Raw genomic sequence first — 16721 nt, 5'->3', positions numbered from 1 at the left:
GGAAAACTAAACTCTGCCTTAATGGTTAAAGAATAAATTACTTATAATAAAAACCTTTAATTCTTAAAAGTTGAAATTATCAATTTTAAATAGGATCTTACAATCCTGTTGCTTTGGTTTCAAAACCTCTTTCGGAGATCAATGTTTCTCTTACTTTAAGGTTTCTGTAAGCCGAAATCGGGTCAAGTGCTGCTCCGGTTTTCAATCTTGCCGCTTTTAATAACGGACGAACATCCGTTCTGTAAGCGTTTTGCAAAATCTCCTGTGCATGAACGACATCGTTATTCAATTGAGCATTTTTCAATGCTTTCTGATCTACCAAAAGAGCTTGTGCGTAAGCAATCAGAATCGCTTCCAGAGACTGGATCAGATCTTCCAAAGGGTCTTTGATATTATGACTCGCATCTATCATCCAAGCCGGATAAGGATTCTGAGGATTGTTCTCAATTCCGTACACCAATTCGTTGAAAATCAAGAATAAAGCATAGGGTTTGATGGAACCAACTGTTAAATCATCATCTCCGTATTTGCTGTCGTTGAAATGGAAACCTCCCAATTTTCCTTTGTACATCAAGGTTGCAACGATTTGTTCGATGTTTGAATTTGGTAAATGATGACCAAGATCTACCAAAGTATACGCTCTTTCTCCGCAAGCATTTGCCAGCATAAAAGACGTTCCCCAATCCTGGATTGTTGTTGAATAGAAATTCGGTTCGTAAGGCTTGTACTCGATGAACAACTTCCAGTCTTCCGGCATTCCTGCATATATTTCTTTCAAACTCTGCTCAGTTTTTGACAAAGCTGTTTGGAAATTAAGTTGCCCCGGAAAACTTGCGCCATCCGCTAACCAAACTGTTAAACTTTTTGAATCTAATTCTTTTCCTATTCTAATGACTTCTTTGTTATGTTCAACAGCATAAGCCCTTGCATCTTCGTTCGCAGCGTTCAAAGAACCGAATTTGTAAGAATGTTTTGTGTTTGGCTGGTCTTGAAAAGTGTTAGAATTCATTGCGTCAAAAACAAGTCCATGAGAAACTGCTTTTTCTTTGATTGCCTTCACATCACTCGGGATATCCCAAGGAATATGAAGTGAAACCGCTCCTGCAGAATGTGTAAGCGCATGAATCAAGCCAACATCATCCAGTTTTTGCTCCAAAGATGAAGGTTCTCCTCCGTAAGAAAATCTTCCGAAACGAGTTCCTCCAGCTCCCAAAGCCCAACTTGGAATGGCTATCTGGAACTCAGCAATTTTGTTAACAATCTCAGAAACATTTGCTCCTGATTTTGTCAGTTTATCGGATAAATAGGCGAAGTCAGAATTGAAGTTTTCGACCTCGCTTTTGTTATTTTGTTCAATGATATCTTTTTCTATAATCATTATATTTTAAAAATTTTAAAATTGAAAGCTTACCAGAAGCAAGCCTTCAATTTATTAAAATAAAAACCTTTTAAAAAATTTAATTTATCTTGGGAACGCATTGGCCATTCCACCGTCTACATTGATGATATTTCCTGTACTTTTATCTAAAATTGCAACACACGCAAACACTCCGTTGGCGATGTCTTCCGGAAGAATAATCTCGTTTAAAAGATTTCTTTTGGCGTAGAAAGCAGGCAATTCTTCAACGGTAATTCCGTTTGCTTTTGCGCGACCTTCTGCCCAAGAACCTTCCCAGATTTTGCTTCCAACGATAACTCCATCAGGATTTACAACGTTCACACGGATTTTATCTGCTGCTAATTCTGCTGCCAATAATCTCGTCATATGCTGTTGAGCTGCTTTTGCAGTTCCGTAAGCTACGTTATTCGGACCTGCAACTAAGCCATTTTTACTTGCAATATTTACGATGTCGCCGCCTAAATTTTGCTTTTTCATAATTTCGACACCGCTTTTTGACATCAGGAACTGGCCTTTTACCAAAACACTTTCCAGTAAATCCCAGTCTTTCGCTGTCGTGTCTTCCAAAGATTTGGAAATCGCCAAACCAGCTGAATGAACGATGATATCTACTCCACCGAAAGCCAAAACAGTTTCCTTGAACGCATTGGCAATCGCTTCTTCACTTGTCACATCACACTGAACAGCAACTGCCTGATCTTTGTTATATTTTGAAGTTGCAGATTCTACAGCTTCTGTATTTAAGTCTGTATACACTACAACAGCACCTTCAGCAACCATTTTGTCTGCAATTGCCTGTCCGATTCCGCCTCCGGCTCCGGTTACGATGGCAATCTTTCTTGACAACGGTTTTTCTTTTGGCATTCTCTGAAGTTTTGCTTCTTCCAATAACCAATATTCGATGTCGAAAGCTTCCTGTCTTGGTAGTGAAGTATATTCAGAAATAGCTTCTGCACCACGCATAACGTTGATGGCGTTTATATAAAACTCACTTGCAACACGAGTCGTCTGTTTATCTTTTGAAAAACTGAACATCCCCACTCCCGGATAAATGATGATGACCGGATTCGGGTCACGCATTGCAGGGCTGTTTGGATGTTTGCAGGTTTCGTAATAGTCTTTGTATTCCTTTCTGTACTGCTCAAAAAGTGGATTTAATTTTTGTAAAATCGCTTTAGAATCAGTTAAATCTTCATTTTTATCTAAAGTCAAAATCAAAGGCTGAATCTTGGTTCTTAAGAAGTGATCCGGGCAAGACGTTCCAAGTGGAGCCAGTCTTTCCAAATCATTACTGTTGATGTATTCCAACACAACATCACTGTCCGTGAAATGACCCACCATTCTGTTTTCAGAAGAAGCTAAACCTCTCAATAAAGGCATTAACTGAGCTGCTTTTTCTTTACGCTCATCAGCTGGAAGAGATTCTACTTTTTGTCCGCCAAAAACCTGACCTTTTTCTTCGATTTTTTTAGCGATATATTCAGAAGCTGTTTCAATAACTTCTAAACTATTTATGTAACATTCGTAAGAAGTATCTCCCCAAGTAAATAAACCGTGGCTTCCTAAAACGATTCCTCTGATTCCAGGATTATCATTCAGACACTTCTCTAATTGCAAACCTAAATCAAAACCCGGTTTTTGCCAAGGAACCCATCCCAGAGTATCTCCCCAGATTTCTTTAGTTACCGCCTGACTGTCTTTTGCTGCCGCTACTGCAATTAGAGCATCAGGATGAAGGTGATCGATATGTTTGAATGGAAGAAGTCCGTGAAGTGGCGTATCAATTGAAGGCGCTTTGCTGTCCAAATCGTAAATACAGTGATTGAAAAGCCCAACCATTCTGTCTTCGTCTGCCAAACCTTCGTATACATTTTTAAGATTTCTCAATCTTTCTGTGTACAAACCGGCAATTCCTTTTCTCGTCAACGTTCCGATGTCACCACCTGAACCTTTTACCCACATTACTTCAACTTCTTCATTCGTTAAAGGGTCTTTTTCGATGGTTTTGCAGCTTGTATTTCCTCCTCCATAGTTGGTGATTCTTAGGTCTGCACCCAAAATATTTGAACGATACAAAAATAAAGCAACCTGATCATCTCCGAAAGAAGCCGCTTTTTCATCATCCCACAAGTAGTCTACGTATTTAAAAGTTTTTACTTTTTCCATTATTATATTTCTAAATTTTTCTTCAAAATTAGAAGGTTGGATTTTCAACGGCATCCCGTACTATACTGATGAAGCCTAGATTTAAAGTTAATTTAAAATAACATTCAACATCAAACCTAAGATAATTGATGTTAAATCCAACCTTTTCTAATTTATAAAAGATTAATAGCCTGGTAATTGGGTAAGATTTGGGTTATCTATCATTGGGTGTCCTGCAGACTGTGCAGCAAAAGGCAATAATTCTGTTTTGTTGGTCTGGAAACCAAAGAACAATCCATCATTAGCAGATTCTACCCAACCAGGATATGCATTTCCGTTCTCAGCATAACCGAAAGGCTTGGAATACATATTGTTACCCATTCCCAAAGTATTAAATCCTGCTTTGAAACCTACAGCTTTTCTTGCATTCCCATTGAAAGTACTGGTATAAGCTTCGAACATCTGTGTTGGATACCATTGATCCCCAGCTTGATAAGAGACACCGTGAGCTGTAACAATTGCTGCCAATGACGCTTGATAAGCAGCAAAGTTGGCAGAATTTGTTGGAACATTTTTAATTGTGTTAATTTCAGTCGGATTGGTAATATCGATGTAAGGCAAAGCTAAAAATGGATCGCCATAAACCTGAGAATTCTTATGGAACTTATAAAGCCTATAGGTTGCAACATTAGCATATTTACCAATTCTTCTTGTTAGATCTTTCATATCTTGTCTTGTAGCTTCGATTTCCGTTGTCAAGCTGTTGGTTCTTATAAGATCTGTACGAAGCATAAACTCACCGGCAAATTCCCATTTCCTTTCTTGAACGATTGCTTTTAAAAAGTCATTCTGTCCAGCTGGCATTGGCAATGTCCCAACACCTGCTCTTGTACGCACCGCCATCAATGCAGCATTCGCAGCTGCTGTAGGTCCGTTGTTAAGATAATTCTGAGTCTCTGCATACATTAGAAGAACATCGGCATACCTTAGAATTGGAATATTGAGGTTTCTATCTGCAGCAGCCTGTGGTTCTACAGACCAAGACAATCTGAATTTACCTGGCATAATAGCAGAATAAGTTGTACCAACATCTACAAATGTATCGCCAGCTGCTCCAGCATCAAGAAAATAAACACTATAGGACGTACAAGTCACATCTCTACGCGTATCATTTTGATTAAATGAAAGATAGTAAGATGGTAATATAAATTGTTGAGAAGAACGCGACCCAAACACGCCTCCACGATAGCCTGGATGCGCATAAACCTGAAATGCAGAATTGGTATTTTGACCCAACGATGCAATATGCCAAAGCATTTCGGAATTGACTGCTCCAAAATTTCTGCGATCAAAGTTGAACCATAACGCTTCAAAGCCACTTTTTCCACTTTGACTTTGCACCAGACTTTTGGTACCTCCATTAATAATCGCTGCGCAAGCATTATCTGCAATTTGGTAGAGTTCTCTAATTCTTGCGTTATCCGCACGACGAGATACAACTCCTGGATTAGAGGTATTTAACTCCCAACGTAATGAATATCCTGCAGCATAAAGCGCAATTTTCGCCAAAAGTGCATTGACACCTTCTTTTGACAAACGTTCAGTAGTTCCGAAACCACTCTGCGCTAAAGTTGGAACAGCCACCGCAGCCTCCTGCAAATCACCGACAATTCTGTCATAAATTTCGTCACGTGAAGCTCTTCTTGGATAAAAAGTATTTTCATCATTCGGATCAAGAGTTTCCAATGGTTCCCATACAGCAGGAACATCGCCGTAGATTCTTATCAAATTATAATAACAAAAAGCACGGATAGACTTAACCTCTCCAATCAATGCGTCTCGTTTTTCACTTGCAGGCATCTTTCCCAATTGGTTAATTGCAATATTGGTACGTTCTATAACAGCATACATTGCAGAATAGATACCTGTTACCGTAAAAGGAGTATATGCATCATAATTATAATTTCCGATATTATATTTTGAATTATTGAGTGCTTCCAAAGAATGGTTCACTGTATCACCTGCACCCAACTGATAGAACATCTCTGTAGGAACAAGACCTCTGTAACAACCCAGAACAAACATTTCCGCCGTTTGAAGATTTTCAAAAACCTTGTCTGAATCTGTATTATTGTAAGCAGGCTGATCCAAAAAATCATCGCTACAGGAATTGGTGACCATAACAGCCATAACAACTGAAGACATCACCACTGCCTTTTTTATAAATCTATGTTGATTAAATATATTTTTCATTTTGAATCAATTTAAAAAAATTAAAATGTTAAGTTGATACCAAGTACATAACTTCTTGATCTTGGAAATGCAGAACTGTCATAACCAGGCGTTACAGTCACACCACTGGCCGCGGACACTTCCGGATCAAAACCAGAATATCCTGTGATTGTAGCCAAATTGTTAACCGTTACATATATTCTTGCATTAGTTACCATGACGTCTCTAAGGAAATTTTTAGGTAAGGAATAACCTAATGTTAACTGTGCAATTCTTAGATAAGAACCATCTTCTACATAATAAGATGACGGATAGGTAATCGTTTGCGTATTGGTATTACTCAAGCTCCAAAGGCGGGAACCTTCATTAGGATTAAGTTCCTGAAGTCTTACGATGTTAGTTGTTTGCTGCCCTGTATTAGGATCAATTAAGTGATAGAAATTAGTCCCAAATTCCGATGGAACGTTTTGAAACAAAGCATATGGACTTAAACTGTGTTTAGTTGCATTATAGACATCTCCGCCTACACTGAATTTCATAAAGACAGCTAAGTCAAAACCTTTGTAAGAAAAGTTATTACTGATACCTCCTATAAAATCAGGAGTTGCATCTCCAATCTTTACCATTTTTCTGGTAAATTGATCACCAGCTTCGTTATCAGCAGCGAATTTAATATCACCAGGTTTTGGCGTTCCTGTAGCTGGCTTTACAACCCCAGGTTTCAGACCACCATACGTTCCGTTAGCATTCTGGATAAAATCATCTGTTGTGTAAACACCTTGATAAACATAACCATACATCTCACCCAATTGTTCTCCCACAGTAGCATAATACGTAACCACTCCTGCTCTGTTACTTCCAACACTGAAGGTTCTGGAATCTCTTCCTTTTTCTAATGAAAGTACTTTGGAACGATTGTGCCCAATATTAAAATCTGTAGTCCAACGGATGTTTTCTGATTTTAGATTGGTGGTATTTAAAGTAAATTCGATACCTCTGTTTCTCATACTTCCAATATTCTGATATTGTCTGGAATACCCCGTTGAAGTAGGAAGAACCGCTGACATAAGCATTCCATCAACAATGTTGTTATACCATTCCGATGTCAGTTTGATTCTGTTATTGAATAATCCCAAATCAACGCCAATGTTGGTTGATTTCATCTCTTCCCATTTCAAGTTTGGATTACCAAGATTGGAACTTGTTACATAAACAGGCGTTCCTGTTGTATTGTTCATAGGATAATCCGTAATCGAATAAGTCGTTAGGAACAAGTTATTTCCGATGTCATTATTCCCTGTCACACCATACTCTACTCTGAATTTAAGATCATTAATAACATTATTAATTTTAGAATCCTGCCAGAAGCTTTCCTGTGAGGTTCTCCAGGCTCCAGCTACTGATGGAAATGTTCCCCATTTATTATTGGGCCCAAACTTGGACGATCCGTCTCTCCTGATAGTGGCAGTTAATAAATATCTATCATCATAGTTATAATTTACTCTTCCGAAGTAAGACATTAGACCAGTACTGCTTCTGTCAGTTGATTTATCAGATACAGTTGCTGTGGAAATATCATCTAATCCGAAGTTAGGGAAAGGAAATTTAATCAAAGTTAAATTATTGCTTTCTGATTGCGAATACACAAGTTCCTGACCAATCAAAGCGTTCAACTTATGCTTATCGCCGAAGGTATTGGTATAAGTCACGGTATTGGTAATCTGATAACCGTAAGATTCACTGTTTCCAATTTTTCCATTAATACCGGTAGTTACAGGATCCGTAAGATTAGCCCTAGAATTCTCATTGGAGAACGATGTTGATTTGGTATTTCTCCAGTTATATTGACCGGCTGTTCTGAATGTGAAATTCTTCAAAAAATCGATTTCCAAACCAGCATTCGCTACAAAATTTCTTGCTCGGGCATTGGATGTAGAGGCTTGTAGTTCTACGAATGGATTTTCTGTATCGTAACTTGGGTCTAATGCTGTAAAGTCCCCATAAGTCTGCGTATTGAAAAGTTCGTCCTGACTGAAACGGGTTCCTCCTACAATAGGCTGAAGCAAGATCTTCTTCATTCCTGAGTAAGCTCCGCCACCATTAAGAGAATTAGAATTAAAATTGGTGTTAAAATCGACTCTTACGCCTTTGTAAAGTTCAGAATTGATATTCACCCTTAATGAGTTTCTGGTCTCGCTGAAGTTATCAAGTAAACCATCCTGCTTGTTATAGTTATAACTCACGTAGGCTTGCGTTTTATCGTTTCCGACAGAAAAATTAAAGTTATGATTGGTGGTTACACCAGAACCTCCCAACATTTTCTCTTGCCAGTCCAACGTCTTTGCATTAGTATATCTATCGCTGATTCTGTTAAACACACCTGTGTAAAAACCCGCAGTTTCTGGCGGTAGATTATTATCGAAATAACTACTCCACTGAGCCGTTCTACCAGCCAGGTTCGCCATCTCATACTGATACTTTACATAATCTTCTGCATTGGTAAGCATATCCAGTTTTTTGGATAATGTATCGAATGAAGTAAAATTATTATAGTTGATAATTGTTTTGCCCTTCTTTCCACCTTTTGTTTTGATAACGATGATACCGTTGGAACCACGCGCACCATAGATAGCGATTGCAGAAGCACCTTTTAGTACGTCAATACTTTCAATATCATTCGGGTTGATGACATTAAGTGCATTATCCAATTGGAAACCATCCACAATGTATAGAGGTTCTGTTCCCTGAGTAATAGATGCTCCTCCACGCACGGTCACATTGGCATTAGCACCAGGTGCACCACTTGCCGTCACAATGTTAAGACCTGCTGCTCTACCCTGTAAAGCTTGCAATGCATTCATCGCCGGCGTCGCAGCCAACTCTTTTGCAGAAACCGAGGAAACCGAACCTGTAAGGTCAGACTTCTTAACCGTTCCGTAACCGATGACAACCACTTCATCAATAACTTTGGTACTGACCTGTGCTGTATCGCTGACCGTCTCCTGACCAGCAAGAAAAGCAGACGAAAGCAAAAATGCCGGAAATACGATTCCCTTTATCGCTTTGTGTTTAATGATTAAAGACATATGTTAATTTTTAGTAATATTAAATTAATACTGCCAAAGTACATTGTTAGGAAAAGTTTGGCATCCTGCATTGTCCTGCATTATTAATTTAATAATTTATCATAAATTTTTATGATTATTTCAAACACATAAACAAAATACTAATAATTATAAATAAATATTCAAAATAAATTTGTTAATGTGAAATTGTTTCTATTTTCAATTTTAGAAATAATTTTCGGATTATTTTCTGAAATCAACATTAATTATAAAAAAGAACACTGATAAAAATCAGCGCTCAGTTTTCATTTAAATTGAAATGAATTTGTATAAGAAAAAAATTAAGAATCAAATAAAAATTGTATGAGCATTATCTCAAAGAGTTCCCATATCCCACAATCAAAATTGAGATAAACATTACAATCATCCCAATAATAATTGTTGAAATGGTTTTGCGTGAAACACCTTTCCACTCTTTGATGATTACACCCCAAAGATTGGCGATGAGGATAATAAATGCCATATGTAGAATCCACGAACTTGGGCCGTTACCCATTTTACTTTCGCCCATTCCGTAGAAGAAAAACTGTAAAAACCACATCGTTCCGGCCAATGCACAGAAAATGATATTTTTTACAACAGGTACATTTTTCCTGGTATAATCAGTATAAGATTTATTTTTAAATGCAAGATAAAGACAGCCGATAAGATTGGAAGCCATCCCGCCCCAAAGGACAACAACATAGGTCACATTATTCTGAAACAAAAATTCGCCTTGATTGGGATTTGCCAGTTTCCAGGCTTCGTTGGCAACATTTGCCATTGGTTTTCCGGCTTCCAGTCCGAAATTGAAACAGGCGCTCAAAACTCCTGAAATAATCGCAACCGTTAATCCCAAACCGAATTTATATTCTGTTTTTGTCTGAACACCGTGTGGATCGACAGATTCGGTCTGAAGTTCTCTGTCTTTCATCACTCCGGCTTTTCCACTGATGATGATTCCGACCACGCAGACCAAAAGTCCGAGTAGAACAAACTGTCCCCAAGTGCTGGAAAACATCAAGCCAATATTATCTTTTCCTGCTTGAGGAGAAAATTCATAGTAAATTGATGGCACGAGCGAACCGATAACCATTGTCAATCCCAACATAATGCTGCTTCCCAGCGCAACGCCCAGATAACGAACGCCTAAACCATACATAAAACCGCCAATTCCCCAAAGCGCACCGAAGAGAAATGTAAGTCCCAAAATGGATGAAGATTCACTCTGAATGATTTCCCAAAAATTAGGCATCGTAAGAAATGCAGCCAACGGCGGAACGATAATCCACGAAAAAGTTCCACCGATCAACCAAAAGGTTTCCCATTGCCAACCTTTTACTTTTTTATACGGCAAATAAAAACTTCCCGATGAAAAGCCACCTAAAAAATGGAAAATAACGCCTAATAGTGCATTCATAATTATTCTAATTGTTGAATCTGAAAATTAACAAGACGAAATCGATTGCGCATCTTGTTCTGTCCTGCAAACGAAAAATTCAGTTGCGAAATGTATAAAAATAATCCGAAAATGTTGATGATTTTAGTAATGCGTATGATTTACCACGGTATTTTTAAGATACAATTCATCATTCTTTCTATCTTTTCCCGATTTTTCAGCCGTTTTACTTTCCCAAATTCGTAAATATCCTGAACCCAGCGTAATGACTTCTTCCGCACCGTTACCCGTAAAATCGAACATATGGAAAACCGGGTCGGGAAAATAAAGTTGTCCTTTCCCGTTGTCATTAATCAGAAATTTATACCAGAAAAGCTGTTCAGTTTTGCCGTTCCAAAGACCTTTTACAAAATCGGGATTGCTGTTGATAGGATTCCCCGGCCATTTAAAAAGAAAATCTCCCGTTTGATTAAACCAATATAGCTGACTGGAAAGATAAGGTTCGCCAAGTTTCCGGTTACCATAAGTTCGTGCGCCGGCAACGACCTGTAGTCCGGGTATATTTTTAAGAAAATTCCCAACCTGAATCTGCTGCGTATGTTCTGCAACATTCTGCCAGATGATATTTCCCGTCATTCCGTCGCAGATAAAAATCCCGGTTTCGCTGTTGGCGATGAAGGTCTGTTTTGCCGTCTCCGTTGATGTCAGCAAACTTATAACTGTCGGCGTGGTCGTGATTATCCGGCAGCAAATCAAACTTATTCCAGATTTCTTTTCCTTTTGCATCCAGTAAAAGTGAGCCGACAAGAACTTCATCAATACCGTCTTTGTCCAAATCAACGGGATAAATGTAATGTCCGAGATTGTCTTTTTTGCGTTTTTCGGTGTGTTGCCAGAGTTTTTTTAACCGACTATCATAAGCCGTAATGTTAATTGTATTTCCCATATCGGTAAAAACGGCCAGTTCATTCGGACGGTTTTTAGTGAATTTTCCAACAGCAAGACGAAAATTATTATAAACGTGAGGAAGCGGCTGAGTCGGCCATTCGGTTTTGTATTTTATTTTTCCAGTGATTCCGTCGGCAATGACTAGAAATTCTTTACCGTCAATCATCCGCCAATGTGCAATTTCGGCATTTCCATCATCATCAAAATCCCAAAGAACTCCGGGCGCTTCAAACTCAGAACGTTCTTTCGAATATTCTTCAGGCGCTTTCCAATGCCAAAGTTCTTTCCCGGAATTATCATAAACCGTTGCTGAAAAATCTCTTTCCAAAACCAGAAAATCTGTTTTTCCGTCGCCATTCACGTCACCAAATTTCACAGCATTGCTTTCCGGGATTTTATATTCTTTAATGAGAACAACATCTTCATTCAGCTGTTTTTGCTGAATATCTTCAATTTTAAGATTCGGATTTTTACTGAATGCTAAAACATCGAACATTGCTCCACCACGGATTCTGGTGATTTTAATATCATTAATGCCTTTTCTCAGCTTAAAAACACCTCCATTCTGCCAACCAATCTCATCACGACCAAAAATTCCTATGGGTAATCTGGTCATTAACTATGACTTTAAAAGCGCTTTTTTCATTACCGCTGCTTCGGACAAAAAGATGATAATCACCTGCTTCCGGAACACTAAGTCTGGTCATCAGATTGGTCTCGGAATTCAGTAAAATCCCAGTATTGTTGAAGAGCCATTCCTGTTTTTGTTCTTTGGCGTTGGTGAGATAATTGCCTTTCGGAATTTCATCTACAAAGTCGGATGCCGGAACAATAATCGTGAAGTCATTGTTAATCTGTCCATTAATATATGATATTGAAAGAAAAAAAACAGCAAAGGCGCTTACTCTGAAAAATGAAAATTGTTCCCTTAAAAAAGCCTGAAGAAAAAGCAATAGGCTGAATTTACATTCAATTCTAAAAGATTTGAGAAGCTTGTTTGGAATCTTCCATAGATGCTTATAACTAATTTTAATATTCATAGACTGTTGCTTTTAAAATGAATGGATTTAATAGGATGTATAATTCAAAAATGGCTTTAATCAAAACTTATTATTGGTTTTATCTAAAGCTAAACTGATTTTTCAAACTTTAAAATAAGCTCCCTTCGACTCCGCTCAGGATGACACTGCCCATATCTATTGATATTTTGAAATAAAATTGAATATTAATTTATTTCAACTTATAAACTTCACTTCCTGCCAATAAAAAACAGCCTAAACCATAATCTTCAAAATCAGGAACTTTGTCGATTGCTAAAGGCTGACCGTCTTTCGGTTCTTTTCCGGTTCCCTGCACCCAACCTAAAAATCCATTTGGCTGAACAGAATCTTTTACCATAGCGTTCCATGCTTTAACCAAAACCGGAAGGTAAGTTTCTCTGTCGATTAAATTATTGTTGACGCCATACGCCATTCCGTAAACAAAAAGTGCCGTTCCCGTTGTTTCTTTTCCGCCAAAATTCGTTGGGTCGTGAAGACTCACATTCCAGAAACCGTCTTCCCGCTGAATCGGCAACAAAGCCGCCAACAAATCTTTATAATCCTGAAGATATTCCTGATAATGAGGGTCAGACTTTGGTGTATCGTGAAGTGTTTTTGCCAATGCTGCCACTACCCAACCGTTTCCACGACTCCAATAGCAATCTTCACCATTGGGTTCTTTGTACGGTGGAAGAAAACCTTTGTCGCGCCACCAGATTTTGTCTGCCTGATTGTAAAGGCCGTTTCCACCTTCTTTGTACTTCGTGTGGGCATACATTTCGTAGTTTTTATCGAAGTATTTTTGCTCGCCCGTGATTCTACCCAACTTTGTGAAAATCGGCATCGACATCTGAAGCGCATCAATCCACCACCAGTCATCCACTTTATTGGTCGCAATCATACTGTCCATCGCCGCTTTGACATTTTTGATTCTTTCGGGATTTTTTCTTCCATCGATTTCATACAAATCGATATAGGTCTGTCCGCAAGCTTGGTGGTCGGCGTTTCGGGTATACGTTCCACGCTGCAGTTCCCAATTATGGTTGTTTGCCCAGGACATTGCGTAATCGTAATATTCCTTTTTTGGGTCAACAGAATATAACGCCATCAAACCTTCGTAATAAACCGCTCTCGTCCAAAGATTACTTGGCCAGACTTTTTTCCCGACAATTTCTTTTTTTGTATCCGGCCACTTGTTCATAAAATATTGGTTGGCTCGTCTTGAAACTTCCAGAACTTCTTTTTTGTTTGGTAATTCAACTTTTGACGCCGTATTTTTCTGTACCGAACAGGAAGTCATTCCTACGATAATGAGTGCAAAAAAACCTGTTGTGAATAGTCTTTTCATTATATTGATTTATTTTTTAAATTGATTTTGAATTGACAGTAATTATTTTGTTTTTACAGTAACAATATTCGGTTTCGGTAGTTCCTTTACCGATTCATCTAAATAATAATCTGTATGTGGTGGTTGATTATATCCCACGTTTTGCCAAACTATGCTCAATCTATATTGTGGATTGTGCATCAAAGTATACAATCGATGTTGCGTCGGAATGGTTGTACTGAAAATTCTCAATTCCTGATTATCGGCAGTTCTGTACATTACTTCTTCACGCCAGTCTCCGAATAAATCGGCAACCAGAGCCGGATTTTTCTTGGTGCCGTTATTCGATTCGCACTGGAAATCTTTGGCGTCCAATATGACATTTGATTTCTCTTTTTTCCAGTCCCATTTTGAAACAACGGTTCCGTCTAAAATTTCGCTTAAAAAATCACCGTCCCAATAAATTCCCATATTAACAGCTGGATTTTTATCACTAATCTTTTTTCCTTTCGCATCATAAAGTCCCTTCAGTCCAGCTCCGGCTGCCCAACATTCCGAACCTTCGTAGCGAGGGTCGATATTCAAAGACAAACCTCTTCCCGGACCCTGAAATTTACTTGTCTGACTGTAAACGGTTGACGGTAATTTCCACAAAACTTTTCCTGTTTTCCCGTCTCTGAAATGCGCTCCTGCATCATCAAACCTTTCCTGAATATCAAAAATTTCCAACCCGGGATTGCTTGGGTCTAAATCTCCGACGTGCAACGCATCGCCGTGACCGTAACCTGTACTGTTCAATACTTTTCCGTCGTCATCCACCGTCATTGCTCCGAAAATGATTTCATCTTTTCCGTCATTATCAACATCGGCAATGCTCAGATTATGATTTCCCTGTCCGCGATATTGTTTGTTTTCTTCAGAACTTTCCGTATCAAAAAGCCAGCGAAGACTGAGTTTTTTATCCTTATAATCCCAAGCTGCAATCGCTGTTCTTGTATAATAACCTCTTGACATAATTATACTTGGAGTTTTTCCGTCAAGATAAGCTACTGCTCCTAAAAAACGGTCGATACGGTTTCCTTTGGCATCGCCCCAGGTTTCGGTCATTTCTTCGTTGGTAGGATTTAAGCTTCCTGCGAATCTTGGAACTTCATAATTTACTGTATTAATTTCCGCCCCGGTTTGTCCGTCAAAAACCGTCAGAAATTCCGGTCCGGAAAGAATCATTCCGTTTTCATTGACATAATTTTTGGTTGGGTCACCAATATATTTTCCTTTTCCGTCTTTGCTTCCGTCGGCAGTTTTCATTACGATTTCCGCTTTTCCGTCTTGGTCCAAATCATAAACCAAAAACTGCGTGTAATGTGCTCCTTCCCTGATATTTTTGCCTAAATTAATTTCCCATAAAAACGTTCCATTCAGTTTATAAGCCTGAATAATCGGCGGGTCTGTCTCTCCTTTTTGACTGTTATCGTGCGACCTTCCGGTTTGATGAAGGATGATTTCGTATTCTCCGTCTCCGTCCAAATCGGCCACGGAAATGTCATTCGGCGTGTAACCTTGTGGAGTTTTTAATGGAATTGAAAAATAAGGTTTTTGATTCGCGGTGTATTTTGCAAAATCGTGGTCAACTTCCTGATGTTGCGTATTTGATTTTACGAAATAAGTGTAATTCTTTCCTTTGTCAGCGGTTCTATCTAGAAAATTGGTTTCGTTGAGCAAAGGTTTTTCATTCAGCTTTTTGGTCTGATTATTTTCTGTGCGATACACATCGAAATGCGTATTCTGAGCTTCTGTTCCGAGCAGTCGCCAACTTACAAACACACCTGATTCTGCAGGAATTGCAACAATTCCTCTTTTCAGATATTCCATTTGTCTTTGAGCAGAAAATAACTGCGACAGAAATAGGGCGGATGTTATGAAGATGTATTTGATTTTCATATGTAAAACCTTTTTACTTTATAAGTTGGGCTAAAGCCGAATTGGAAACCTCATTTTTTTAACGGGTTAAAGCCTGTTTCTATTGATATTAATCCTTGTCAAGGGTTTTTTAAATTTGACAAAGATTTCTACGTTGAATCTTTCGCCGCACGACCTGAACGCAAATCGTCATTGCGAGGAACGAAGCAATCCGTTGAAATTGCTGAACTTATTCGAACAGTTTTCTTTGTCGTTCCTCCTCGCAATAACTGCAAAGGTTAATCGATTGCACAGATTATTTTATTTTTTCGAAACCTGCTTCAGCAACCATTTTACCCATTCTTCGGTTCCTTCGTAATTGGAAAAATCCTCGGTGAGCTTTTTTCCGTCAATGTATTCATTATAACACCAAGGGTCACCTAAAGCGAAGACAGTTCCTTTTCCCACTTTTGCAATGGCACCAATAACTTGATTTTCCGCATACAAAAATGGCTTCGCAGGTACTTTTACCGAAATAGTGCTGACTTCTTTCATATATAATTTGAGTTCTGAAAAAACTTCATTTCCCGGTTTTACGTAGACTGCACCTTTCTCAAATTCTCTGCCTTTCAGCCTGTTGATGCTGTCATCGTTAAAATAAATCCCGAACTTTTCCGCCAATTTGTTGAAATGTTCAAACTCAGAATTGCCGTTATCGTTGCTTAAAAGAACAAGAACACCGCCGTTTTTCACCCACTTTTCGAGGTTTTTTATCGTTTTTGCATCCATCAGGTTGGCTTTTCCACCGTACGCTTCTTTGTCGATATCCGGGTCAACGATGATATAAATATTGGCATTTCTTAAATCATTTTTAGACGGAGCTGTTGTTAAAGTTGAAATTTCTGCACCTTCTTTTTGAAAAAGTTCGCCTAACATAGAAAAGCCGCCGTTTGTTGTATCATTCCACGTATAGTGCCAAGATTCCAGAACTTTGGTTTCTTTGTTTTCTCTTTTTTCGTTGTTGAAAAAGTTGTCTAAAACGACTTTCGGTTTGTTCTGCGCATTGGAAAATCCGAATGTGAGGAGCGTTCCTAATGCTAATGTTTTTACGATATTTTTATTCATAAATCTTTATTTTATTTTTAAAAGGCTTCGACAAGCTCAGCCTGACAACGCTAAATATAACGTTTATTATTAGAGATGTCACCCTGAGCTTGTCGAAGTGTCT

General features: G+C 38.5%; 11 protein-coding genes. All 11 read right to left on the bottom strand.

From position 1 onward, the window contains the following. Positions 1-97: 97 nt before the first annotated feature. The 11 genes from RTX21_RS04370 to RTX21_RS04320 all read right to left on the bottom strand — a co-directional run bounded on the left by RTX21_RS04370 (position 98) and on the right by RTX21_RS04320 (position 16618). Positions 98-1378, bottom strand: coding sequence for a sugar isomerase (locus RTX21_RS04370; RefSeq protein WP_312765563.1), 1281 nt, complete (start codon positions 1376-1378; stop codon positions 98-100). An 84-nt stretch (positions 1379-1462) separates the two neighbouring features. Next, positions 1463-3565, bottom strand: a complete 2103-nt coding sequence (locus RTX21_RS04365) for a bifunctional aldolase/short-chain dehydrogenase (RefSeq protein ID WP_312765561.1) — start codon at positions 3563-3565, stop codon at positions 1463-1465. 162 nt (positions 3566-3727) lie between these two features. Next, positions 3728-5797 (bottom strand): RagB/SusD family nutrient uptake outer membrane protein, encoded by a 2070-nt coding sequence (locus RTX21_RS04360; RefSeq protein WP_312765560.1) that lies wholly within the window; start codon positions 5795-5797, stop codon positions 3728-3730. 20 nt (positions 5798-5817) lie between these two features. Continuing rightward, positions 5818-8862, bottom strand: coding sequence for a TonB-dependent receptor (locus RTX21_RS04355; RefSeq protein ID WP_312765559.1), 3045 nt, complete (start codon positions 8860-8862; stop codon positions 5818-5820). Between the two features lie 349 nt (positions 8863-9211). Then, positions 9212-10300 (bottom strand): L-rhamnose/proton symporter RhaT, encoded by a 1089-nt coding sequence (gene rhaT / locus RTX21_RS04350; protein ID WP_312765558.1) that lies wholly within the window; start codon positions 10298-10300, stop codon positions 9212-9214. 123 nt (positions 10301-10423) lie between these two features. Beyond that, positions 10424-10915 carry a hypothetical protein gene (locus RTX21_RS04345; protein ID WP_312765557.1) on the bottom strand — a complete coding sequence of 164 codons (492 nt, stop codon included), beginning with the start codon at positions 10913-10915 and terminating at the stop codon, positions 10424-10426. After that, on the bottom strand, positions 10845-11843 hold the full coding sequence (locus RTX21_RS04340; protein ID WP_312765556.1) for a hypothetical protein: 999 nt from the start codon (positions 11841-11843) through the stop codon (positions 10845-10847). Before RTX21_RS04340 ends, RTX21_RS04345 begins: the two co-directional genes overlap by 71 nt. Beyond that, positions 11809-12267 (bottom strand): hypothetical protein, encoded by a 459-nt coding sequence (locus RTX21_RS04335; protein ID WP_312765555.1) that lies wholly within the window; start codon positions 12265-12267, stop codon positions 11809-11811. The genes RTX21_RS04340 and RTX21_RS04335 overlap by 35 nt, the downstream gene beginning before the upstream one ends. 190 nt (positions 12268-12457) lie before the next feature. Beyond that, positions 12458-13615, bottom strand: a complete 1158-nt coding sequence (locus RTX21_RS04330) for a glycoside hydrolase family 88 protein (RefSeq protein WP_312765554.1) — start codon at positions 13613-13615, stop codon at positions 12458-12460. Positions 13616-13657: 42 nt separating this feature from the next. Next, the gene (locus RTX21_RS04325) at positions 13658-15535 is read right to left on the bottom strand and encodes a rhamnogalacturonan lyase (RefSeq protein WP_312765552.1); all 1878 of its coding nucleotides are present in this window, start codon (positions 15533-15535) and stop codon (positions 13658-13660) included. Positions 15536-15814: 279 nt separating this feature from the next. Continuing rightward, positions 15815-16618: a DUF4350 domain-containing protein gene (locus RTX21_RS04320; RefSeq protein ID WP_312765551.1), complete on the bottom strand. Its 804-nt coding sequence runs from the start codon at positions 16616-16618 to the stop codon at positions 15815-15817. Positions 16619-16721: the final 103 nt, after the last annotated feature.

Origin of the sequence: Epilithonimonas sp. (genome assembly GCF_032054305.1) — a bacterium.
Lineage (GTDB): Bacteria > Bacteroidota > Bacteroidia > Flavobacteriales > Weeksellaceae > Epilithonimonas.
This window is presented reverse-complemented; position numbering and strand designations above follow the sequence as displayed.